This is a genomic window from Aureimonas phyllosphaerae, from assembly GCF_900113065.1.
GTDB classification, from domain to species: domain Bacteria; phylum Pseudomonadota; class Alphaproteobacteria; order Rhizobiales; family Rhizobiaceae; genus Aureimonas; species Aureimonas phyllosphaerae.
In genome coordinates this window covers 24,950-47,522 of the sequence record NZ_FOOA01000019.1, presented here as the reverse complement: position 1 = coordinate 47,522, position 22,573 = coordinate 24,950, and the positions used below count along the sequence as shown (strand labels likewise).

14 protein-coding genes, 1 pseudogene and 1 riboswitch are annotated in these 22,573 nt (G+C 68.2%); of the genes and pseudogenes, 7 read left to right on the top strand and 8 right to left on the bottom strand.

Features of this window, described 5'->3' with window-relative positions; genetic code table 11:
- Positions 1 to 25: 25 nt before the first annotated feature.
- From BM175_RS18115 to yjfF, 3 genes are read left to right on the top strand one after another with little or no spacing between them, the layout of a single operon-like run.
- Positions 26 to 1,540 carry a sugar ABC transporter ATP-binding protein gene (locus BM175_RS18115; RefSeq protein WP_090965550.1) on the top strand — a complete coding sequence of 505 codons (1,515 nt, stop codon included), beginning with the start codon at positions 26 to 28 and terminating at the stop codon, positions 1,538 to 1,540.
- Positions 1,537 to 2,571 (top strand): ABC transporter permease, encoded by a 1,035-nt coding sequence (locus tag BM175_RS18110; RefSeq protein ID WP_244546066.1) that lies wholly within the window; start codon positions 1,537 to 1,539, stop codon positions 2,569 to 2,571. Before BM175_RS18115 ends, BM175_RS18110 begins: the two co-directional genes overlap by 4 nt.
- Positions 2,572 to 2,576: 5 nt before the next feature.
- Positions 2,577 to 3,539, top strand: a complete 963-nt coding sequence (gene yjfF / locus BM175_RS18105; protein ID WP_090965612.1) for a galactofuranose ABC transporter, permease protein YjfF — start codon at positions 2,577 to 2,579, stop codon at positions 3,537 to 3,539.
- A gap of 190 nt (positions 3,540 to 3,729) precedes the next feature.
- Here the strand turns inward: yjfF and BM175_RS18100 are convergent, their stop codons facing one another.
- From BM175_RS18100 to metH, 3 genes are all read right to left on the bottom strand, one after another.
- Complete coding sequence (locus BM175_RS18100) at positions 3,730 to 6,009, bottom strand: NADP-dependent malic enzyme (RefSeq protein WP_090965548.1); 2,280 nt, start codon at positions 6,007 to 6,009, stop codon at positions 3,730 to 3,732.
- 278 nt (positions 6,010 to 6,287) lie between these two features.
- On the bottom strand, positions 6,288 to 7,538 hold the full coding sequence (locus BM175_RS18095) for a porin (protein WP_090965546.1): 1,251 nt from the start codon (positions 7,536 to 7,538) through the stop codon (positions 6,288 to 6,290).
- Between the two features lie 349 nt (positions 7,539 to 7,887).
- Positions 7,888 to 11,652: a methionine synthase gene (gene metH / locus BM175_RS18090; RefSeq protein ID WP_175526906.1), complete on the bottom strand. Its 3,765-nt coding sequence runs from the start codon at positions 11,650 to 11,652 to the stop codon at positions 7,888 to 7,890.
- Between the two features lie 274 nt (positions 11,653 to 11,926).
- Between metH and efeU the strand changes: the two genes are divergently transcribed.
- Genes efeU through efeO (BM175_RS18070) form a run of 4 tightly spaced genes read left to right on the top strand, consistent with a single transcriptional unit; the run spans position 11,927 to position 16,109 of the window.
- Complete coding sequence (gene efeU / locus BM175_RS18085) at positions 11,927 to 12,772, top strand: iron uptake transporter permease EfeU (RefSeq protein ID WP_090965608.1); 846 nt, start codon at positions 11,927 to 11,929, stop codon at positions 12,770 to 12,772.
- Positions 12,773 to 12,782: 10 nt separating this feature from the next.
- Complete coding sequence (efeO, locus tag BM175_RS18080; RefSeq protein WP_090965544.1) at positions 12,783 to 13,973, top strand: iron uptake system protein EfeO; 1,191 nt, start codon at positions 12,783 to 12,785, stop codon at positions 13,971 to 13,973.
- On the top strand, positions 13,970 to 15,271 hold the full coding sequence (gene efeB / locus BM175_RS18075) for an iron uptake transporter deferrochelatase/peroxidase subunit (protein WP_090965542.1): 1,302 nt from the start codon (positions 13,970 to 13,972) through the stop codon (positions 15,269 to 15,271). Before efeO (BM175_RS18080) ends, efeB begins: the two co-directional genes overlap by 4 nt.
- A gap of 16 nt (positions 15,272 to 15,287) precedes the next feature.
- Positions 15,288 to 16,109, top strand: a complete 822-nt coding sequence (efeO, locus tag BM175_RS18070) for an iron uptake system protein EfeO (RefSeq protein WP_090965540.1) — start codon at positions 15,288 to 15,290, stop codon at positions 16,107 to 16,109.
- 208 nt (positions 16,110 to 16,317) lie between these two features.
- Here efeO (BM175_RS18070) and BM175_RS18065 read toward each other — a convergent pair whose 3' ends face one another.
- The 5 genes and pseudogenes from BM175_RS18065 to BM175_RS23370 all read right to left on the bottom strand — a co-directional run.
- The gene (locus tag BM175_RS18065; RefSeq protein WP_090965538.1) at positions 16,318 to 17,106 is read right to left on the bottom strand and encodes an ABC transporter ATP-binding protein; all 789 of its coding nucleotides are present in this window, start codon (positions 17,104 to 17,106) and stop codon (positions 16,318 to 16,320) included.
- Positions 17,103 to 18,086 (bottom strand): FecCD family ABC transporter permease, encoded by a 984-nt coding sequence (locus tag BM175_RS18060; RefSeq protein ID WP_090965606.1) that lies wholly within the window; start codon positions 18,084 to 18,086, stop codon positions 17,103 to 17,105. The genes BM175_RS18065 and BM175_RS18060 overlap by 4 nt, the downstream gene beginning before the upstream one ends.
- 53 nt (positions 18,087 to 18,139) lie before the next feature.
- Positions 18,140 to 19,159 carry an ABC transporter substrate-binding protein gene (locus BM175_RS18055; protein WP_090965536.1) on the bottom strand — a complete coding sequence of 340 codons (1,020 nt, stop codon included), beginning with the start codon at positions 19,157 to 19,159 and terminating at the stop codon, positions 18,140 to 18,142.
- 205 nt (positions 19,160 to 19,364) lie between these two features.
- Positions 19,365 to 19,640, bottom strand: a riboswitch (cobalamin riboswitch).
- Positions 19,641 to 20,216: 576 nt separating this feature from the next.
- The gene (locus BM175_RS18050) at positions 20,217 to 21,989 is read right to left on the bottom strand and encodes a transposase (protein ID WP_244546065.1); all 1,773 of its coding nucleotides are present in this window, start codon (positions 21,987 to 21,989) and stop codon (positions 20,217 to 20,219) included.
- A 138-nt stretch (positions 21,990 to 22,127) separates the two neighbouring features.
- Positions 22,128 to 22,565, bottom strand: a pseudogene (locus BM175_RS23370) (TniQ family protein); the annotation flags it as partial.
- Between the last annotated feature and the right edge of the window lie 8 nt (positions 22,566 to 22,573).

Here is a 22,573-nt window from a genome sequence, read left to right as displayed (position 1 = left end):
CGGCTCCCGCGATCCGAGCGACGTCATGCCCCACGACCTCTTGGCCCTTCGCGGCCTGACCAAGACCTTTGCCGGAATGACGGCGCTCGACGGCGTCGACCTGACGCTGCGCGCGGGCGAGATCCACGCGCTGCTGGGCGAGAACGGCGCGGGCAAGTCGACGCTGATCAAGACGCTGACCGGCGTGTATCGCCGCGACGGCGGCCGCATCCTTCTTGACGGCGCCGAGATCCACCCGGCCGACAGCCGGCAGGCGCAGGCTCTGGGCATCGGCACCGTCTATCAGGAGGTCAACCTCCTGCCCAACCTGTCGGTCGCCGAGAACCTGTTCCTCGGACGCCAGCCCACCCGCTTCGGCTTCACCGACGGGCGCGCCATGCGCCGCCGCACCGCCGAGCTCCTGCGAGCCTATGGGCTCGAGGTCGACCCGTCCGCCACGCTCGGGCAGCTCTCGGTCGCCGTGCAGCAGCTCGTCGCGATCATCCGCGCCGTCGACATTTCCGGCAAGGTTCTGATCCTCGACGAGCCGACGGCAAGCCTCGACGCGGCCGAGGTCGAGCTCCTGTTCTCCGCCATGCGGCGCCTGCGCGACCAGGGCATGGCGATCGTCTTCGTCACCCATTTCCTCGACCAGGTCTTTGCCGTCTGCGACCGCGCGACGGTGCTGCGCAACGGCCGCCTCGTCGGCGAGCGCGCGATCGCCGAGACCTCGCGCATGGACATCGTCACCATGATGCTCGGCCGCGAACTTGGCGAGGCCGTGCACCACGCCCCGCCCGCACGGGAGGCGGCCGGCGAGCCGCGCGTCGCCTTCCGCAACTTCGGTCGCCGCCGCAGCGTCGAGCCGTTCGACCTCGCGATCCGCCCAGGCGAAGCGGTGGGCGTCGCCGGCCTTCTCGGCTCGGGTCGCACCGAGACCGCGCGCCTTGTCTTCGGCGCCGACCGCGCCGACACGGGCGAGGCGATCGTCGACGGCAAGCCGGTGCGGCTCGTCAATCCGCGCGCCGCGATCCGCGCGGGCTTCGGCTACTGCCCGGAGGAGCGCAAGGTCGAGGGCATCGTCGGCGACCTGTCGGTGCGCGAGAACATCATCCTCGCCCTCCAGGCGCGGCGCGGATGGGCAAAACCACTGTCGATGCGCGAGCAGGTGCGCATCGCCGACCGCTTCGTGAAGGCGCTCGATATCCGCACCGCCGACATCGAGAAGCCGATCCGCCTCCTGTCCGGCGGCAACCAGCAGAAGGCGATCCTCGCCCGCTGGCTCGCCACCGAGCCGCGCTTCCTGATCCTCGACGAGCCGACCCGCGGTATCGACGTCGGCGCCCATGCCGAGATCGTCCGCCTCATCGAGAAGCTCTGCGAGGACGGCATGGCGATGCTCGTCATTTCCTCCGAACTCGATGAGATCACGACCTACGCCTCGCGCGTGCTCGTCCTGCGCGACCGTCGCCACCTCGGCGACCTGACCGGCGAGGACGTCTCGCCGGGCGCGATCATGCGCACCATCGCTGGAACGCCGTCCGAGGAGATGCGCCCGTGACCCTCGCCCGCCTCCGCTCCGCCCTGCCGCAGCTTCTCGCCCTCGCTTTGGTGCTCGGCGTCAACGCCATGGTGTTCCCCTCCTTCTTCGACCTGACGGTGCGCAACGAGCGCCTCTACGGGCCGCTGATCGACGTTCTCAATCGCGGCGCGCCGGTGATGCTGCTCGCGATCGGCATGACGCTCGTCATCGCCACCAAGGGCGTCGATCTCTCGGTCGGCGCCATCATGGCGATCTCGGGCGCCGTGGCCGCGACGCTGACGGTCGCGGGCGTGCCGGTTCCACTGGTGATCCTCGCCTCGCTCGGGGTCGGCCTCGTCTGCGGCCTGTGGAACGGCATCCTCGTCGCCGTCCTCGACATCCAGCCGATCATCGCGACCCTGATCCTGATGGTCGCCGGGCGTGGCATCGCGCAGCTCGTCACCTCGGGCTTCATCGTCACCTTCAACGACCCGACGCTCTTCTTCATCGGCTCGGGGTCCTTCCTGTTCCTGCCGATGCCGGTGGTGATCGCGCTGGTGATGGCGGCGCTGGTCATCCTTCTCGTCCGGCGCACCGCGCTCGGCCTCCTGATCGAGGCGACCGGCATCAACCGCCGCGCCTCCGCGCTCGCCGGCATCGACGCCAAGGCCGTCCTGATCGCGGCCTACATGACCTCCGGCCTCTGCGCCTCCGTCGCGGGCATCATCGCGGCGGCCGACATTCGGGGCGCCGACGCCAACAATGCCGGCCTCTGGCTCGAACTCGACGCGATCCTCGCCGTCGTCATCGGCGGCACGTCGCTGATGGGCGGGCGCTTCTCGATCCCGCTGGCGCTCGTCGGCGCCCTGATCATCCAGGCGATGAACACCGGCATCCTCCTGTCGGGCTTCCCGCCGGAGATGAACCTCATCCTGAAGGCGGTCCTGATCGCGCTGATCCTCGTCCTCCAGTCGCCGGCCATGGCGCGCGTCACCGGCCTCCTGACGGCCCGCCGCGCCCCGGCGCCCGGTCCTGCCGCGCCGACCGCCGCCAATCCCCGCAAGGTCTGATGCCGATGAACGCGCGCTTCCTGCCCCTCGTCATCACGATCGCCGTCTTCGTCGTCGCCTTCGCCCTGTCGTCGGTGCAGTTCCCGGCGATGCTCTCGACCCGCGTCGTCGCCAACCTCCTGACCGACAACGCCTTTCTCGGCATCGTCGCGGTGGGCATGACCTTCGTCATCCTGTCGGGCGGCATCGACCTCTCGGTCGGCTCGGTAATCGCCTTCACCGGCGTCTTCCTCGCCGTCACCATTCGCGACGGCTACCATCCCTACCCGATGATCGCCGCGATCCTCGTCATATCGGCGCTCTTCGGGGCGCTGATGGGGGCGATGATCCACTATCTCGAGACGCCGCCCTTCATCGTCACGCTCGCCGGCATGTTCCTCGCGCGCGGCGGCTGCTACCTCCTCACCACCGAATCCGTGCCGATCGACCACCCGGCCTTCGACGCGCTGAAGCGCATCTACTGGACGATCCCGACCGGCGGTCGCCTCAGCTTCGTCGCCATAGTCATGCTCGCCGTCTTCGCCGTTGGCATGCTGATCGCCCACAAGACGCGTTTCGGCACCTATGTCTACGCGCTCGGCGGTGACCGAACCTCTTCGGAACTCATGGGCGTGCCGGTCGCCCGCGTCACCATCGGCATCTACGCCCTGTCGTGCCTCCTTGCCGGCGTCGCGGGCGTCGTCTTCGCGCTCTACACCTCCTCCGGCTATTCGCTCGCGACCGTCGGCGTCGAGCTCGACGCGATCGCCGCGGTCGTCATCGGCGGCACGCTCCTGACTGGCGGCGTCGGCTTCATCGCCGGCACCTTCGTCGGCATCCTGATCTCGGGCCTCATCCAGACCTACATCGTCTTCGACGGCACGCTCTCGTCCTGGTGGACCAAGATCGCCATCGGCATCCTCCTCTTCGCCTTCATCACCCTCCAGCGCGGCCTGACGAAACGCACCAGCCTGGCCGCCGCGGCGTAAGGGATGGCAGGGGCGCCGCCCCTGCACCCTGCCAGGGGACATGATGTCCCCTGGACCCCTCCTCACTCGAAGAGTGTCCAAAGACAAAGGGGGCCGCCGGCCCCCTTTGTCTTTGGAAAGATCATCAAATGAAAAGAAGGGTTCGGGAATTCTTTCCCGAGCGGGGACCGGGGCGGCAGCCCCGCTATCCCTACCCCTCCGCCGAGAACGCCGCGAAGGCGGCCATGTTGACGATGTCGATATCGGTCGCGCCGAGCTTGACGATCTGCACCGGCTTCTCGAGGCCGACGAGGACGGGGCCGAGCACCGTCGCCTCGCCGAGTTCCTGCACCATGCGGGTCGAGATCGAGGCCGAATGGAAGGCAGGCATGACGAGGACGTTGGCGGGCCCGGTGAGACGGCAGAACGGGTAGAGCGCCATCAGCTCGGGGTTGAGGGCGACATCGGCGCCCATCTCGCCGTCGAACTCGAAGTCGACGCTGTTCTGCGCGAGCAGCGCGACGGCCTCGCGCACGCGCTCGGACCGCTCCGACGCCGGATGGCCGAAGGTCGAGTGAGCAAGGAAGGCGACGCGGGGGTCGTGGCCGAGCTTGCGGGCGAAGCGCGCAGCCTCGGTCGCGATGCGCGCGAGCTGCGCCGCGGTCGGCATGTCATGGACGGCGGTGTCGGCGACGAAGGTCGTGCGCCCTTTCGAGATCACGATCGAGATGCCGATCACGGCGCGGTTCGGCTTGGGGTCGATGACGTGGCGCACGTCGTCGAGCACCACCGAATAGTTGCGCGTGAGGCCCGACACCATCGCGTCGGCGTCGCCGAGCGCCACCATGGCGGCCGCGAAGTGGTTGCGGTCGGTGTTGATCAGGCGGTGGCAGTCGCGCTGCAGGTAGCCGTGGCGCTGGAGCCGGCCGTAGAGATGCTCGGAATAGGCGCTGGTGCGCTCCGAAAGCCGGGCATTGTTGATCGAGATCCCGTCCTTCAGCTCGACGCCGGCAAAGCGCGCCGTCTCGCGGATGCGGTCCTCGCGGCCCACGAGCACGGCCTGGCCGAGCCCCTGCGTGACGTAGTTCGTCGCCGCCCGGATGACCTGCTCCTCCTCGCCTTCCGCGAAGACGACCTTGCGCGGACGCTGGCGGAGCGTGGCGAAGATGTTCTGGAAGGTGCCGGCGGTCGGGTCGCGGCGCGAGGCGAGCTGGTTGCGATAGGCGGTCCAGTCCGCGATGTCCTTGCGTGCGGCGCCCGATTCCATCGCCGCGCGCGCCACGGCTTCCGGAATGTGGGTGATGAGGCGCGGGTCGAAGGGCGCGGGGATGACGTAGTCGCGGCCGAACTTCGGCCGGCCGGAGCCCTTGTAGGCCGAGGCGACGGCATCGGGGACGTCCTCGCGCGCGAGCGCCGCGAGAGCCTCGGCTGCCGCGATCTTCATCGCGTCGTTGATCTGCGTCGCGCGCACGTCGAGCGCGCCGCGGAAGATGTAGGGGAAGCCGAGAACGTTGTTGACCTGGTTCGGGTAGTCCGAGCGCCCCGTCGCCACGATCGCGTCGTCGCGGATGGCGTGCGCTTCCTCCGGCGTGATCTCGGGGTCGGGATTGGCCATGGCGAAGATGATCGGATTGTCGGCCATTGAGCGGACCATCTCGGCCGTCAGCGCGCCCTTGGCCGACACGCCGAAGAAGACGTCGGCGCCGCGCATCGCCTCCTCCAGCGTGCGCGCGTCGGTGTGGGCGGCGTGCGCCGACTTCCACTGGTTCATGCCGTCGGTGCGCCCCTGGTAGATCACGCCCTTGGTGTCGCACAGGATGACGCTGTCGTGCGGCACGCCCATCGCCTTGACGAGCTCGACGCAGGCGATGCCCGCCGCTCCCGCCCCGTTGCAGACGAGCTTGATGTCCTTCATCTCGCGCTTCGTCAGATGCAGCGCGTTGATGATGCCGGCGGCCGCGATGATCGCGGTGCCGTGCTGGTCGTCGTGGAAGACGGGAATGTCCATCAGCTCGCGCAGGCGCTGCTCGATGATGAAGCACTCGGGAGCCTTGATGTCCTCGAGATTGATGCCGCCAAACGACGGGCCGAGGTAGCGCACGGCGTTGACGAAAGTCTCCGGATCCTCGGTGTCGACCTCGAGGTCGATCGAATCGACATCGGCGAAGCGCTTGAAGAGGACCGCCTTGCCCTCCATCACCGGCTTGGAGGCGAGCGGCCCGAGATTGCCGAGCCCGAGGATCGCGGTACCGTTCGAGATGACGGCGACCATGTTGCCGCGCGTCGTGTAGTCGAAGGCGCGAGCGGGGTCCTCGGCGATCGCCTTCACGGGCACGGCGACGCCGGGCGAGTAGGCGAGACTGAGGTCGCGCTGGGTCGCCATCGGCTTCGTCGGCGCGATTTCGAGCTTGCCGGGCCGACCGTCGGCATGGAAGGCGAGCGCTTCCGCCTCGGTGGTGCGGATGCCGCTGCGTCGCGTCGTTTCGGCCATGGAATCCCTCGCTCGCTGGACCGGCTCAACGAGCCGACCGGAGGGCCGTTGTTTCGCGTCGGCCCGGCCGCGTCAACGGGTCCGGCATGCGGCAGTGCAGCGAATCCGTGTCGGCGCAAGGCTTTGCGGGAGGTCACGCACGACGCCGCGGCGACGCTTGCCGGAGCCGTCGAGCCTGTCGCCAAAACGAAAAAGGGAGAGACCTGGGACGACAGGTCTCTCCCCGAAACTGGAGGCAGGTGCGAAGGGGCCGAAGCCCCTTCGGTCTTGCGATCGGCTTAGAAGTTGCGCTGGAAGCGCAGGAAGCCGTTGACCTGGTCGGTGTCACCGATCGGGCCGCCGAAGTCGACGTTCCGGTAGGAGACTTCAGCCAGCGTCGCGAAGTTGTTCGTGATCTGGTAGCCGACGTTACCGACGAACGAGTAATACTCGCCGGAGAGATCGACCGGGATGACGGTGCCGATCGGGCTGAGGGCGAAGAAGCGAGTGTCGAAGGTCTCACCGTACTGACCGGAGACCGCGAGACCGAGCTTGCCGAACGCCTGGGCGTAACCGGCGCCAGCAGCCCACTCGAGGAAGATCGGCAGCGAGCCCGGGGTCGGGTTCAGGATGTTCGGGTTGTTCGCGGCGAAGGTGTTGACCGTCGCGAGGCCCGAGATCGACGAGTAGACCGTCGGGTCGAAGGCGTAGTGACCCTCGATCTTCAGCTGCGAGCCAGCCGCGATCAGGTCCTTCAGGAGCACGCCGCCCTTCAGAGCGAAGGCGTCGTTGTTGCCGTCCTCGAGGAGCGTCGGGAAGTTGCCCGCGAGCGTCACGAAGTTGAAGTTGTTGCCGAAGGCGGTGCGGAGATCTTCGCGGTTGAAGGTCTCGTCGTAGACGGCCGAGATGTAGGCACCACCGAACGCGCCCGAGTAGACGAGCTTGCCGTGGATGTCCGGAACCACGTCGCCGGTGCCGTCGTCCTCGAGGCCGATCGAGGCCGAGAAGCCGGCGAGGGCGAAGGTGTAGGACACCTGGTTGGTGTTGAAGTCGCCGACCACGAGGTCGGTATCGGTCAGGAGGCCGTCCTCGATGCCGCCGATGTTCGACGACCACATCGTGTCACGGTAGCCCATGAGCAGGCCGCCGAGCTGGATGTAGGCCTGGTCCATCGCTACGCCGTTGTTGGCGCCCGAGGTGTTGGTCGCCTGGAGACGGGCGAAGGCGCGCAGGGTGCCGAGCTCGGTCTCTTCGCGAGCGTCGAAGTTCAGGCGGGCGCGGACGCGGCTGGCGAGCTGGTAGTCGTCGCCTTCGAGGTTGACGGCCGGGTCACCGGCGACGTTCACCTGGAAGCGGACGTAACCGCCGACCGAAAGGCAGGTCTCGGTGCCGGGGATGTAGTAGAAGCCCTTGCCGTAGACGTCGCAAACGCGGACGTAGTCGACCGGCTCCGGCTCGACGGCCACGATGGCGTCGGCAGCGCGAGCGCCGGAAACAGCGACGAGAGCCGCAGCGGAGCCAAGAAGTACTTGGTGGAAAACGTTTTTCATTGTCCCGGACAAATCCTGGTTGAAGGCTAGGCAGCCCTTGCGGCGGCTACGCCTCACGAATGGCACCGAAGATGTTTGGACACAATTTAAAAACGCCAAGACCCCTTCCCGGATAGACGCTCAGACACATCGTTGTGCCGTTTTAGCCACATTTCGACTGCAGATATGGCTATTACTACTTACAGTAAGGACGTCTTACCATATTGCGTCGCGGTATATTCTTTGAGTAGCGGGCGATGCACCATCAGTTCGTGACAGCCGCCGCAACGAGAGACGCCGGCCGCATGTCGCGGCCGGCGTTCCGATCTGCGTCGATGTCGAGTGTCCGGGACGGACCGCCGATGAGGGCTCAGTCCCGCGTCGGCACATAGTTGAGAACCGGCCCGAGCCAGCGCTCGACCTCGGCCGTCGCCATCCCCTTGCGACCGGCATAGTCCTCGACCTGATCGCGCTCCACCTTGGCGACACCGAAGTAATAGCTGTCCGGATGCGCGAAATAGAGGCCGGAAACCGAGGATCCCGGCCACATGGCATAGCTCTCGGTAAGCGTGACGCCGGTCTGGACTTCCGCGTCGAGAAGGTTGAACAGCGTTACCTTCTCCGTGTGGTCGGGCTGGGCGGGATAACCCGGCGCCGGGCGGATGCCGGCATAGGGCTCGCCGATCAGCTCCTCCGGGGCGAAGGCCTCGTCCGGCGCATAGGCCCAGAGTTCACGCCGCACCACCTCGTGCATGCGCTCGGCGAAGGCCTCCGCGAAGCGATCGGCCAGTGCCTTCACCATGATGGCCGAGTAGTCGTCGTTGGCCTTGGCGAAGCGGTCGGCGATCGCCTCCTCCTCGATGCCGGCGGTGACGACGAAACCACCGAGATAGTCGGAAAGGCCCGTCTCCTTCGGCGCGACGAAGTCGGCCAGCGCCACGTTCGGCCGCTCGCCGCGCTTGGCGAGTTGCTGGCGCAGCGTGAAGAAGGTCGCGAGCTCCGTGTTGCGCGCCTCGTCGGTATAAAGGCGCACGTCGTCGCCGATGGCGTTCGCCGGCCAGAAGCCGACCACCGCGCGCGGCCGGAACCAGCCTTCCGCAACGATCTGCGCCAGCATGCCTTGCGCGTCCTCGAAGAGCTGGCGTGCGGCCGCGCCCTGCGTCTCGTCCTCGAGGATCGCGGGATAGCGCCCCTTCAGCTCCCAGGTCTGGAAGAACGGCGTCCAGTCAATGTAGCGGGCGAGATCGGCAAGATCCCAGGTATCGAAGGTGCGCGTGCCGAGGAACGAGGGCTTCACCGGCCGGAAGCCCGCCCAGTCGATCGGCTGGCGGTTGGCGCGCGCCTTTTCGAGCGGCAGGCGCTGCTTCTCCGCTTCGGCCTCGGCGTGCTTCACCGCCACGCGCTCGTATTCGGCGCGCACGCCGTAGGCATAGGCGTCGCGCCCCTCGGGCGACAGGAGGCTCGAGACGACGCCGACCGCGCGGCTGGCGTCGGTCACGTAGACCGTCTGTCCCTTGCGGTAGCGCGGGTCGATCTTGACCGCGGTGTGGACACGGCTCGTCGTCGCCCCGCCGATCAGGAGCGGCACGTCGAAGCCCTCGCGCTCCATCTCGCTCGCGACATGCACCATCTCGTCGAGCGAGGGCGTGATCAGGCCGGACAGGCCGATGACGTCGACCTTTTCCGTCCTGGCGGTCTCGAGGATCTTGGCGGCCGGCACCATCACGCCGAGGTCGATCACCTCGTAGTTGTTGCAGGCGAGCACGACGCCGACGATGTTCTTACCGATATCGTGGACGTCGCCCTTCACGGTCGCCATCAGGATCTTGCCGGCGTTCTTGCGTTCGCTCCCGCCCGACAGGCGCTTCTCCTCCTCCATGTAGGGAAGGAGATGCGCGACGGCCTGCTTCATCACGCGCGCGGACTTCACCACCTGCGGCAGGAACATCTTGCCGGCGCCGAAGAGGTCGCCGACCGTGTTCATGCCGGCCATCAGCGGCCCCTCGATCACGTGGAGCGGGCGCTCCGCCTTCTGCCGCGCCTCTTCCGTGTCGGCGTCGATGAACTCGGTGATGCCGTTGACAAGCGCGTGGGCCAGCCGCTCCTCGACCGTACCCTCGCGCCAGGACAGGTCCTTGGCCTTCGCTTCCTTGCCGGCAGTGCCGCGATAGCGCTCGGCGATCTCGAGCAGCCGCTCGGTCGGGTTCTTGCCGTCCCGCCCCGGCCGGTCGAGCACCACGTCCTCGCAGGCCTCGCGAAGGTCGGGATCGATGGAATCGTAGACCGCGAGCTGGCCCGCGTTGACGATGCCCATGTCCATCCCGGCCTGGATGGCGTGGTAGAGGAAGACCGCGTGCATCGCCTCGCGCACCGGCTCGTTACCGCGGAACGAGAAGGAGAGGTTCGACACGCCGCCCGAGATATGGGCGTGCGGCAGCGTTTTCCGGATCGTGCGCGTCGCCTCGATGAAGGCGACGCCGTAGCCGTCGTGCTCCTCGATGCCGGTCGCGACCGCGAAGACGTTGGGGTCGAAGACGATGTCCTCCGGCGGAAAGCCGTTCTCGGTGAGGAGCTTGTAGGCTCTCGAGCAGATCTCGACCTTCCGGGCGAGCGTATCCGCCTGCCCCTCCTCGTCGAAGGCCATGACGACCACGGCCGCGCCATAGAGGCGGCAAAGGCGCGCGTGATGCAGGAAGGCCTCCTCGCCCTCCTTCATCGAGATCGAGTTGACGATCGGCTTGCCTTGCACGCACTGCAGCCCGGCCTCGACCACCTCCCACTTGGAACTGTCGATCATCACCGGCACGCGGGCGATGTCGGGCTCCGAGGCCACGAGGTTGAGGAACTCGACCATCGCGGCCTTCGAGTCGATCAGGCCCTCGTCCATGTTGACGTCGATGATCTGCGCGCCGTTCGCCACCTGATCGCGTGCGACGTCGAGCGCTGCCGCGTAGTCGCCCGCGGTGATGAGCTTGCGGAACTTCGCCGAGCCCGTGACATTGGTGCGCTCGCCGACGTTCACGAAGGGAATGTCCTTCGTCAGCGTGAAGGGCTCGAGGCCCGACAGGCGCATCATCGGGGCGGGCTTCGGAAGGCCGCGCGGCTTGAGGCCCGCGACCGCGTCGGCGATGGCGCGGATGTGCTCGGGCGTCGAGCCGCAGCATCCGCCGACGACGTTGATCAGCCCCTCCTCGGCAAAGCCGCGCACCTGTCGCGCCATCGCGTCGGGCGTCTCGTCGTACTGGCCGAACTCGTTGGGGAGGCCGGCATTCGGATAGGCGCAGACGAAGGTGTCCGCGACGCCCGAGATCTCGGCGAGATGCGGGCGCATCGCCTCGGCGCCGAGCGCGCAGTTGAGGCCGATGGTGAAGGGCTTGGCGTGACGCACGGAATGCCAGAACGCCGTCGGCGTCTGGCCGGACAGGGTGCGCCCCGACAGGTCGGTGATGGTGCCGGAGATCATCACCGGGAGGGAGACGCCGGCCTCCGCGAACACTTCCTCGGCCGCGAAGATCGCCGCCTTGGCGTTCAGGGTGTCGAAGATCGTCTCGATGAGGATGATGTCGGAGCCGCCGTCGAGGAGACCGCGCACCTGCTGGGCGTAGGCGATGCGAAGTTCGTCGAACGTGACGGCGCGGTAGCCGGGATTGTTGACGTCGGGCGAGATCGAGGCGGTCCGGTTGGTCGGGCCGATCGCGCCCGCCACGAAGCGCCGGCGCCCGTCCGCCTCCTCGGCGCGCATGGCCGCGCGGCGCGCCACGGCGGCGCCCTCGCGGTTCAATTCGTAGACCACCGCCTCCATCTCGTAGTCGGCCTGCGCGATCGTGGTGCCCGAGAACGTGTTGGTCTCGACGATGTCGGCGCCGGCCATCAGGTAGGCGAAGTGGATGTCCTCGATGGCCTTGGGCTGCGTCAGCACCAGGAGGTCATTGTTGCCCTGGAGGTGGCAGCGGCAGTCGTGGAAGCGATCGCCGCGGAAATCGTCCTCCTGCAGGCCGAGCCCCTGGATCTGCGTTCCCATCGCGCCGTCGAGGATCAGGATGCGCTCGGAAGCCGCCTTGCGCAGCGCCGTCCAGACGTCGTCGCGCGGCTGCGCGAGGCGGGAGGCGAAGAGCGTGTCGAGAGTGGAACTCATGGGAAGCACCTCAGGGCCGGGGCGCGGCCGCACCACATATAAGGATGTCCTTATATGATTTGACCGGCCGTGGCGAGGCGTCGCCGTCGCCGGTCGTCCGGGCCTCGATCGACGCCATTCGCCGATGGGACAACACCCCGCAAACCGTTGCAATGCAGGGTTTAGGCTGGAACGGTTCCAAAACAAAACATTTGCTGACTTTTTTGTGAAGGATTATGAGGACCCACCCGGCGAACGCTCGCCGCATCCCGTTCAGAACCGCTGGGGTCCGACCATGCTCGTCCCGTTCCTCATCATGCTCCGCGAGGGGCTGGAGGCCGCCCTGATCGTCGGCATCGTCGCCGGCTACATCTCGCGAAGCGGTCGCGGCGCCTGGATGCCGGCGGTCTGGTCGGGCATCTTCCTTGCCGTCGCGCTGTCGCTCTTCGTCGGCGCCGGGCTGCAACTGGCGAGCGCCGAGTTCCCCCAGCGCACGCAGGAGCTTTTCGAGGCCGTCGTCGGTTTCGTCGCCGTCGCGATCCTCACGTCGATGGTGCTGTGGATGCGAAAGGCCGCGCGTTCGCTCAAGACCGAACTCCAGGGCTCGATCGACCAGGCGCTCGGCGACACGCGCGCGCAAGGGCTGGCGCTCGTCGGCCTCGTCTTCTTCGCCGTCGCGCGCGAAGGTCTCGAGTCGGTCTTCTTCCTTCTCGCTCTCTTCCAGCAGAGCCCCGGCGCCTCGGCTCCGCTCGGCGCGCTTCTCGGCGTCGTCGTCTCCGCCCTTCTTGGTTACGCCATCTATGCCGGCGGCGTACGCCTCGATCTCTCGCGCTTCTTCCGCTGGACCGGCGTCTTCATCCTCGTGGTCGCGGCCGGTCTCCTCGCCGGCTCCTTGCGCCATCTCCACGAGGCCGGTGTCTGGAACGCGCTGCAGACGACGGTGTTCGACCTGACGCCCGTCCTGCCGGTCGACAGCGCGCTCGGCAGCGTCCTGTCGGGTCTCTTCGGCTACATGGCCGACCCCAATACGGGCGAGCTTCTGGCTTATGTCGCCTATCTCGCTGTCACGCTGCGACTGTTCCTCCGCCCGGCCGGGGTGCCCGCGCGCGCGTCCGCACGCCCCGCCGCCGCGCTGCGCTGAGGACAGTCCGATGACCGCCGCTTCCCCCGCCCCCGCCTCTCGCCGCGCCCTTCGTTGGGGGGCCGTCGCGTCCGCCGGCCTGATGGTCGCGGGCCTCGGCGCCTTCGCCTATGCCTCGCAGGTGGCCGCCCGCCGGTCGCCCGGCGGCGACGCCGTGACGGTGACGCTGCGCGGCGACGCCTGCCAGCCGAACGCCTTGACGGTCCCGGCCGGTCGCGTGAGCTTCCGGATCGTCAACGAGACCGAGCGCGCCGTGGAATGGGAGATCCTCGATGGCGTGATGGTGGTGGAGGAGCGCGAGAACATCGCGCCCGGCCTGTCGCAGACGTTTGGCGCACGCTTGAAGCCCGGCGAATACGCGATCACCTGCGGTCTCCTGTCCAACCCGCGCGGGCGCCTCGTGGTCCTGCCGTCCGGGAACGGCGCACCAGTCGAGGCACCGCGCCTCGTCGCCTTCGTCGGGCCGCTCGCCGAGTATCAGGTCTTCACGCAGATGCAGGCGCGCGACCTCCAGCGCGCCGTGGCAGCGCTCGACGCGGCGGTGCAGGCCGGCGATCTCGCCAAGGCTCGCGAGCTTTATTCGCAGGCGCGCGCGCCCTTCGAGCGCATCGCGCCGGTGGCGGAACGGATCGGGGATCTCGCCGACCGGATCGATCCCGTCGCCGCCTATCTGGCCGCGCGCGAGGCGGACGGAGGCTTCACCGGCTTCCACCGCCTGGAATACGGCCTGTTCGCCAAGAACTCGCTCGCTGGCCTCGAACCGGTGTCGAAGCAACTCGTTGCCGACGTCGGCGCCCTGCGCGAGCGGCTGCGCGCCCTGAAGACCGGCCCTGCCGACATGACCGACGGCGCCGCGCGCGCGTTGCGCTCGCTGGCCGACACCACGGACGGCGGCGGCGAGAACGTCTACGCCCGCACCGATGTCGCCGATATCGCGGCCCGCGTCGCGGGCGTCGAGAAGATCGCAGCGCTCCTGAAGCCCGTCGCGGCGGATGCGGCCCCCGCGCCCTTCGGCGCCGTGGACGCACAGCTCGAAACGTTGAAGACCGATGTCGCGGCGATCGCCGGCACGGGTGCCGCGCCCTCCTTCGACGCCGTGCCGGCGGCGGCGCTTGCCAAGCTGGCGACGGATGCGCGGGCCCTTGCGGAGGCGATCGAGACCCTTGGTGGTGCCATCGGCCTCGGGCAGGACGACGCATGAGCGACGCCGGCACGGGCGGCTGCCCCGCCTTCGTCACAGACCGGCGCCGCCTGCTGAGGGGCCTTGCCGGGGGAGCCGCCGCCTCGATCGCCGGCATCGGCGCTGCGCGCGCGTCGGAGGCCGAGGTCGCCGACGCACCGCACAGCGAGGCGGCACGCCGGAGCCAGCCGTTCCACGGCCCGCATCAGAGCGGCATCGTCACGCCCCGTCCGGCAGCCGGCATGGTGGTCGCCTTCGACACGCTGGCTGAGACGCCGGACGAGGTCGAGCGCCTGTTCCGCACGCTCACCGAGCGCTTCCGCTTCCTGATGGCGGGCGGCCCGGTGCCGGAACTCGACCCGAAACTTCCGCCCGCCGATTCCGGCATCCTCGGCCCCGTGATCGCGCCCGACAACCTGACGATGACCCTGTCGCTCGGGCACAGCTTCTTCGAGGCCCGCCCGTGGCTGCGGCCGCTGCGGCCGCGATGCCTCCAGCGCATGACGCGGTTTCCCAACGACGCGCTCGACCCGGCGCTGTGCCACGGCGACCTGTCGATCCAGATCTGCGCCAACACGCCCGACGCGACGATCCACGCGCTGCGCGACATCATCAAGACGCTGCCCGACCTTCTCGTAGTCCGCTGGAAGCAGGAGGGCTCGGTGCCGATCCTGCCGCCAAGCCCGGACGGGCGCGAGGAAAGCGCCCGCAACTTCCTCGGCTTCCGCGACGGCTCGGCCAACCCGGATTCGCGCGATGCGAGCCTGATGGACGCGCTCGTCTGGGTGGGCACGGGAGCCGACGAGCCGGCCTGGGCAGAGGCAGGCACCTATCAGGCCGTGCGCATCATCCGCAATTTCGTGGAGCGCTGGGACCGCACGCCGCTCGGCGAGCAGGAGGCGATCATCGGCCGGCAGAAGCCGAACGGCGCGCCGCTTGGCCATCCCGGCACGGAAGCCGACGTGCCGGACTTCGCATCCGACCCTGACGGTACGATCACGCCGTTGGACGCCCATATCCGGCTTGCCAATCCGCGCCGGGCGGACACCGAGAAGAGCCGCATCCTGCGACGCCCGTTCAACTATTCGAACGGCATCACCCGGAACGGCCAGCTCGACCAGGGCCTCCTGTTCATCGCCTACCAGGCCGACCTCGACGAGGGCTTCATCGCCGTCCAGCGCCGCCTCGATGGCGAGCCGCTGGAGGAATACATCAAGCCCGTCGGCGGCGGCTACTTCTTCACCCTGCCCGGCGTGCGGGACGAGGACGATTTCCTCGGCCGCCCCCTGCTCCGGGCGGCATCCGACCTGAAAGCCTGACGACGGAGACCCCTTGATGACCCGTAAGACGCCCGCCCTCGCCCTTGCGGCCGCCCTCCTGTGCGGCGCGACGCCGACGCTTGCCGAGGTGTCGCCGCTCGATCTCGTCCAGCCGGTGGCCGAGTACAAGCTCTACGTCTCGGACAAGCTGGAAACGCTGGTGACCGACACGAAGGCCTTCACCGACGCCATCAAGGCAGGCGACGTGGCGCGTGCCAAGGCGCTGTTTGCGCCGACCCGCATGAGCTACGAGGCGGTCGAGCCGATCGCCGAGCTGTTCTCCGACCTCGACGCGTCGATCGATTCGCGCGCCGACGACCACGAGAAGCGCGAGGAGGACGAGGGGTTCATCGGCTTCCACCGCCTGGAATACGGCCTCTTCGCGAAGAACTCGACCGAGGGCCTCGCGCCCTTCGCCGACCGGCTGATGGCCGACGTCACCGATCTCGAGCAGCGCATCGCCGACCTCGCCCTGCCGCCCGAGAAGGTCGTCGGCGGCGCGGCCGCGCTGATGGAAGAGGTCGCCGCGACCAAGATCTCGGGCGAGGAGGATCGCTACAGCGGCACCGACCTTTGGGACTTCCGCGGCAATTTCGACGGCTCGCGCAAGATCTTCGACCTCGTCCAGCCGCTGATCGAGACGCAGGACGCCCCCTTCGTCGCCAAGGTCAACAAGAGCTTCGGCATCGTCGACACGACGCTCGACAAGTACCGCGAGGGCGACGGCTACACTCATTACGAAAAGCTCACCGACGCGGACCGCCGCGTTCTCGCCGCCAACGTCAACACGCTGGCCGAGGACCTCTCCACGCTGCGCGGCAAGCTCGGCCTGAACTGACCCGCGCCATACCGAGCAACGGCCGCACCGGAGGTTGGACACCTCCAGGGCGGCCGTTTTCGTCTCCGCCGGCTTCGTCCCCGATCGTCAGCACAACGCCCTCGGAGGCACGCGACAGACCGAGTGGATTGCGGATCGAAGGTGGCCCGAAGCAACCCGTGCGACCGGGCGCGCTTCGCATCCGGCCGGTCAAGGATGGGAGGCGTCTTCAAGCCCATCCGTCGCATCGCGGCATGGCGGGCGGGGCGAAGCGGATGAAGGGTCGGCCGTCCGCTCCGATCTCGACGGCAGCCGTCACGTTGAAGACGGCGCCGATCAGCTCGGGCGTCAGCACGTCCGACGGCAGGCCCGCGGCGGCGAGCCGACCGCCCTCCATCACCGCGATCCGGTCAGCGAACATGGCGGCGTGGTTGAGGTCATGGAGCGCGGCGAGCACGGTGCCGCCGCGCCGCCGCACCAGCGCGAGGAGGCCGAGCTGGTGCTCGACGTCGAGGTGGTTGGTCGGCTCGTCGAGGACGAGCACCTTCGGCTCCTGCGCCAGCGCGCGGGCGATGTGGAGCCGCTGGCGCTCGCCGCCCGACAGCGAATGCCAGAGGCGATCCGCGAAGGGCGCCATGCCGACGGCTTCGAGCGCGTCGGCGACGATCGCGTCGTCGCGTGTCCCCCAGGGCGACAGCGCGCCGAGATGGGGCGTGCGCCCAAGCTCCACTGCCTGGCGCGCGGTGAGCCGCTCCGTCGTCTCGGCCTGCTGTTCGACGAGGGCGAGGACGCGCGCGAGATCACGGCGCGGCATCCGTGCGACCGATCGCCCGTCCAGCGTCGCCGCTCCGCCATGCGGGCGTTTCAGACCCGCCAGCATCGCGATCAGCGTCGTCTTGCCCGATCCGTTGGGGCCGACGAGCGCGAGGAACTCGCCCGGCTGAGCCTCCAGCGACACGCCGTCGACGATCGCCCGCCCGCCGGCACGCAAAGTGAGGTTCTCCGCCGCCAACCTCACCGCGTCGCCCCCGCGACTGGACGGTGGATCAGGATGAGGGCGAAGGCCGGGGCGCCGACGAGCGCCGTCATCACGCCGATCGGCAGGACCTGGCCGGGGATGACGGTCCTCGAGAGGACGTCGGCGGCGATCATGAACAGGGCCCCGATCAGGGCAGACGTAGGGAGGAGCGCGCCGTGGCGCACGCCGACCACGAGACGCGCGGCATGGGGGATGACAAGGCCGACGAAGCCGATCGAGCCGACGATCGAGACCATCACGGCCGTCATCAGCGCGGTCACCCCGATCAGCACCGCCCGCACCCGGCGCACGGGGATGCCGAGCGCGGACGCGGACGCCGTGCCGAAGGCGAAGGCATCGAGCGAGCGGGCGTGGAGGAGACAGATCGCGAGGCCGACGAGCGCCACGGGAACCGCCAGCCCAGCGTCCGGCCAGCGCACGCCGGACAGGTTGCCGAGCAGCCAGAACATGATGCCCCGCGCCTGGTCGGCGGTGGCCGACTTGGTGACTATGAGCGAGGTCAGGGCGTTGAAGAGTTGCGAGCCCGCGATCCCGGCGAGGATGATCCCGGCCGGCCCCCGCCCCGCCAGAAGCGCGAGGCCCGACACGAGCGCGAAGGCAAGGAGCGCCCCTGCGAGCGCGCCGAGCGGCAAGGACAGGAGGCCGCCGCCGAGCCCTAGGATCGCCACCGCCACCGCTCCTGAAGAGGCGCCGGCCGAGATGCCGAGAAGGTAGGGATCCGCCAGCGGATTGCGCAACAGCGACTGGAGGACGGCCCCGGAGACGGCCAGCGCCGCGCCGCAGGCGCTTGCTACCACCGCCCGCGACAGGCGGTAGTTCCAGACGATGCCCTCGTCGATCGGGTCGAGGACGTGGCCGCCGTGCCAGAGGCGGTTAGCGATCGTCTTCGCGACCGTCTCGAACGGGATGCGCGTCTCCCCGATTGCCGCCCCGAAGACCAGGGCGGCAAGGATAAGCATGAGTGCGGCAATGGCGAATCCGGTGGTGCGTGCCGGATGGGCGGCGGCTCGGCTCACCGGGCGAGGCCGGCCTTCTCGAGCGCGTCGGCCAGCACCTCGATGCCGTCGATGGTGCGGATCGTCGGGTTCATCGCCTGGGCGTCCATCTCGACGACGCGGCCTTCGTGCACCGCGGGCATCAGGCTGGCGACCGGGTCGGTGCGCAGGAACTGGAGCTTCACCGCGATGTCGTCGGCCGGGAAGCGGCGACGATCCATCCTGCCGGCGACGATCACCGTCGGGTTCGCCCGGGCGATCGTCTCCCAGCCGACCGTCGGCCATTCCTCCTGGCTGTCGATGACGTTCCGCACCCCGAGGAGGGACATGATGTAGCCCGGCGCGCCGCTCTGCCCGGCGACGTAAGGGTCGATGTCGAGTTCGGCCGAGGAGAACCAGAACACCGCCGAAGTGTCAGCCTTCAGGCCGGCGATCTTGGCCTTGGCCGCCGTCTCGCGCGCCTTGAGGTCGGTCACCAGCGCCGCCCCCCGGTCCTGGACGTCGAAGATGCGGGCAAGGTCCTCGACCTCCTGGTAGACGAGGTCCATCATGAAGCGGGCCGTGCGCGTGCCGTCGCCGCCGCCGGAGTTGTCCTTGCCCTTGCAGTCGGCGGGCGAGGTGTAGACAGGGATGCCGAGCTCATGGAACTGCTCGGGGGTCGCCACGACACCCTGCGGCCCGACCTGCCATTCGAACTGCGTGGTGACGAGGTCGGGGCGCTCTGCGACGACGCTCTCGAAGCTCGGATCGTTGTCGGCCAAGCGCTTCACCTTCGCGTTCGCCTCCTCGTAGCCCGGCAGGACCGGGCCGACCCAGAGAGCGGTTCCCGCGACCTTCTCCGACAGGCCAAGCAGGTAGAGGATCTCGGTGGTGGACTGGCCGATCGAGACGGTGCGCGAAGGCGCCTTCTCGAAGCGGAGCGTACGGCCGCAGTTCTCCAGCTCCAGCGGGTACTGCGTCGGGGCCGCGATGGCCGAGCCTGCGGAGAGGACGACAGCGAGGAGGCCAAGGGCGGCGGGGCAGCGGTAGGATGTCATCGACGGGTTCCTGATGGGAATGGGCGCGGCTTCGCCATGCCGCGGCGTGCGGCCTGGGTCGCCCGGATGGGAGAACGGGACGAGCGCGGCGCCTCAGCGGCGCGCGGACGCTCGCGGGCGGAAGCAGAAAGGGGGAGTGTGGGCGCGAACGCGCCGAGGGTGAGCCGTCATGGGCATCCTTTCCGGGCATCCCCGCCCGAACGTCATGGATCTATCGCTGACGGCAGGTCTCCTGGCTCGCGGAGGTCGCACCGATCATCTGCCTTCCCGCTTCGGCCCGTGGGCGCTTCGCAGTGGCATGGCGCCGGGGCGACCCAGCGGCCCGCCGCGCCCGTCCGAGGACCAGCGCGGGGATGATCGGCATCCGCTTACAGTTGCGGGGGCAGCCACGGTTTCGGCCCCGATTGGGTCGTCCTCACCGTGTTCCCTTTTAATCCCCCGGGCTCGTCGCCGCGGGGAAACCGTCGAAGCCTGCTTACGCGGCGCACGTCGGCAGCGTCAACGGCAAGGGAGGTGGAGAAGTTCGATACCGCCACGCGGTCGGGATGACGGAGATACTCGATGCGAACGAGGCACAGCCCCAATAGCCGCTGGGAACGGCAGACCGGTGACGAACCGACGCCGAGGCCACCCGCGCCGAGGATATGGCGCCTCTTCGTTCTCGTAAGCGGACGTCCCGTCGGACTGAATGCCTGTTGTCGCCGCCCCCATAAATCCCGCAGAGCAAACGCATCAATCAATAGGTTAGCGGCAACTTCGACCCATAAATCCCGCAGAGCCACCCCATAAATCCCGCATTGACGTAGCCTTCCGACCCATAAATCCCGCAGCGTGCTCCAGCAGTGGCCAGTGAGGCCGCGCGCCAGAACCCTGGGGATCGTACGAGCAGGCCTTCAACGACCCTATTGCCGCCCATTCATCGGGGCCGAACGGACAACCAGTGGCGATGGGAGATACAGCCGGCCCGAGGCAACGCCGCACGCCACGACGAGCGGCCCCGACGTTCGATCGACGACATTCGCCGTCCGAACGCGACGCCGCCCAAACGAACCACCGGCTATCCACGGGCTGGCGGCTTCCACCACGCGACGACCCTTAGGTCAGACCGGCTTCCCGTCCGAACGCCGCCCCACATTTGAACTCCGGGCCGTTCTATCGGAAGGAATCGGTCTGCCAGAGCGGCGGCCATCGCAGCGAGCACTCCGTCCCAAACTCCGGCGCGGTCCCATTTCGTCAGGCGGGCACGAACCGTGGAATGAGGCCCATACCTGTCGGGGAGGTCGGACCAAGGCAACCCGGTCCTCAAGTGCCACAGGATGCCGTCGACGGTGCGTCGGTCGTTCAAGCGGGCGTAGCCTTGAACTGCGGTCGGCAGCAGGGGGGAGATCACGGACCATTCCTCGTCGCCCATGTCATCGTAGGCGGTGGACTTCCCGGCGTCCGGACCTCCGGAAGGCACCCGGTCGACGAGGCCATCCGACAGGACCCTCTGGACATCGCCGCGCTCGACCACGAACAGGTCGGCAAATCCGGCGACCGCATGCACGAACGATCCACGAGCCTCGAGATCGAACCGCAGGCTCTCACTCCAGGGAAGACCGTATTCCGATCGCAGACGGTTGGAGAGGACGTATCGCGCCGCGAACTCCTCGACGTCCTTCTCCAAGAACCCGAACTTGATCCGCCCTCCATCCGACACACTTCGAAGAAGGCCTCCCTGGACGAGAGCGACCAAGCTTGCCCAAGCCGTCCCGAGCCGCTTCGTGGTCGCGCGCGAGCTGAGAAGTTTAGGCTTGTTCTCGATCTCCCTCACGCGCTGAGCTCGCTTCTGCGGTTGGCGTTTCCGCTCGCGACGCTCCTTGGGGAGCTTCAGGTATCCACCCTTTTCCAAATCCCTTCGATCCAGGACGAGCGCCTTGAGGTCACGAACCTTCGACGGACCGAGGGGTACCAGGCTGCCTTCCACGATCGCCGGCAGGGCGAGCCAGGTATCGACCTCATCCGCGAACAGACACAGGTGTTCGCGCTCGTCCAACGTGACGAGCGGAGCGTCCAGGCGCGTCAGGTTCGCGAAGCGCTCGACGTCGTTGGCCTCGACGTACCTGCGTTCCGCTGGTGGAGGAGCGCTGACGACCGGAAGGATGCCGAGCTCGATGATCCTGTTCCGGTGCTTCTGCGTCAGCCCCAGCCGTTTGCCGACTTCTCCCATCGGAAGGCGGTCCGTGCGGATCGACGTGATCTTCGGTATGTCGCCACGGACGAACCTGCCTAAAGAGACGTCCCGTTCCGTGATCATGCCCGCTGCAAGCGCCCGCCGCACGAAGGCCCGGTGCTGCGTTCCCGCAGCGAGCGACGCGGACTTGATGGACACGTAGCGGCTTCCGGAGCAGTCCTGGCGGAACAGTGCGTCCGTCGTCATCATCGGGATCTCGGACATGGCGTGCGTCCGCAGGATTCCCCTGAGGATCTCGACGTGCTTGGGCGTGTCGTCGTCGAAGCGAGTTGAGTCGAGCCATGTGAAGAGCATACCGTACGACTTAGAGGGGCCGTTCTTGAAGCCCGCCGATCGGTCGAAGAGGCTCTGCAGGAGGCGCTCGACTCCCTGCTTGCCATCGATACAGACCGACAACCCTCGGGAGGCCAGCCGACAGAAGTCCGCAGGCCCCAACGTCTCGACGAAGCGGTTCACACGCTCGGTGCCCATCTCCGCGACGATGCCCAATCGCCACATCGTCTCGTCCGCCTGATGCAGGCTCATCGCGTCCAGGAAGGGGACGGACATGCGCTCGCGGATGCCCAGGCGTCCCTGGACGTAAGCCTCGGCAGCCATATCCCCCTCTGACAATGCCGACCGCGTCTTGGCGGCGAACGGCGCGCGGCAGACCATGCAGCGATGTGACGGGACATGCGAATGCTTCACGATCGCCCGGCATTGGGGCCGCGGACAGCGCGTCTCGAGAAGGATTCGATGCCTCGAGCAGGCGCGGACGAAGCGCAGGTCCCACCATGCACGGACATACGCGCGCTGCTCGGGCGGTCCGCCTTCCCCGTCCGACGCGTCCTCCTCGAGGCATTCGGCGCAGTAGCGCCGACCCGCCTCGGCGAAATCCATGCAGCACCACTCGGACTTCATGCGGAGGGTCTCGCCCGCCAGCACGACGGTGGATTCGGACACCTGGTCGACGGACCATTCCGCGATGCCCGCTGCCGGCAGGCCGGAGAGGATCGACAGTTCCGCGGTATGATGGCCCCGCGACACGGCAACGGGGTCCAGGCCCACCGATCGGGCGAACCGAGCCGGATCGTCGGATCCCCGACGCGAGGCCAAGCGGCCCAACAGGCTCAGCGGCGTCTCGCCGATCCGCGGTCGGACTCGAAGGGGAAGCAGCGCGAGATTGTCTGGCATGACCGTTT

What these genes read in the sequence shown, in the direction of transcription:
- BM175_RS18115 (WP_090965550.1), top strand. Translation starts at nt 26, where the DNA reads ATGCCCCACGACCTCTTGGCCCTTCGCGGCCTGACCAAGACCTTTGCC.
- yjfF (WP_090965612.1), top strand. Translation starts at nt 2,577, where the DNA reads ATGAACGCGCGCTTCCTGCCCCTCGTCATCACGATCGCCGTCTTCGTC.
- BM175_RS18100 (WP_090965548.1), bottom strand. Translation starts at nt 6,009, where the DNA reads ATGGCCGAAACGACGCGACGCAGCGGCATCCGCACCACCGAGGCGGAA.
- BM175_RS18095 (WP_090965546.1), bottom strand. Translation starts at nt 7,538, where the DNA reads ATGAAAAACGTTTTCCACCAAGTACTTCTTGGCTCCGCTGCGGCTCTC.
- metH (WP_175526906.1), bottom strand. Translation starts at nt 11,652, where the DNA reads ATGAGTTCCACTCTCGACACGCTCTTCGCCTCCCGCCTCGCGCAGCCG.
- efeU (WP_090965608.1), top strand. Translation starts at nt 11,927, where the DNA reads ATGCTCGTCCCGTTCCTCATCATGCTCCGCGAGGGGCTGGAGGCCGCC.
- efeO (WP_090965544.1), top strand. Translation starts at nt 12,783, where the DNA reads ATGACCGCCGCTTCCCCCGCCCCCGCCTCTCGCCGCGCCCTTCGTTGG.
- efeB (WP_090965542.1), top strand. Translation starts at nt 13,970, where the DNA reads ATGAGCGACGCCGGCACGGGCGGCTGCCCCGCCTTCGTCACAGACCGG.
- efeO (WP_090965540.1), top strand. Translation starts at nt 15,288, where the DNA reads ATGACCCGTAAGACGCCCGCCCTCGCCCTTGCGGCCGCCCTCCTGTGC.
- BM175_RS18060 (WP_090965606.1), bottom strand. Translation starts at nt 18,086, where the DNA reads ATGCTTATCCTTGCCGCCCTGGTCTTCGGGGCGGCAATCGGGGAGACG.
- BM175_RS18055 (WP_090965536.1), bottom strand. Translation starts at nt 19,159, where the DNA reads ATGACATCCTACCGCTGCCCCGCCGCCCTTGGCCTCCTCGCTGTCGTC.
- BM175_RS18050 (WP_244546065.1), bottom strand. Translation starts at nt 21,989, where the DNA reads ATGGCTGCCGAGGCTTACGTCCAGGGACGCCTGGGCATCCGCGAGCGC.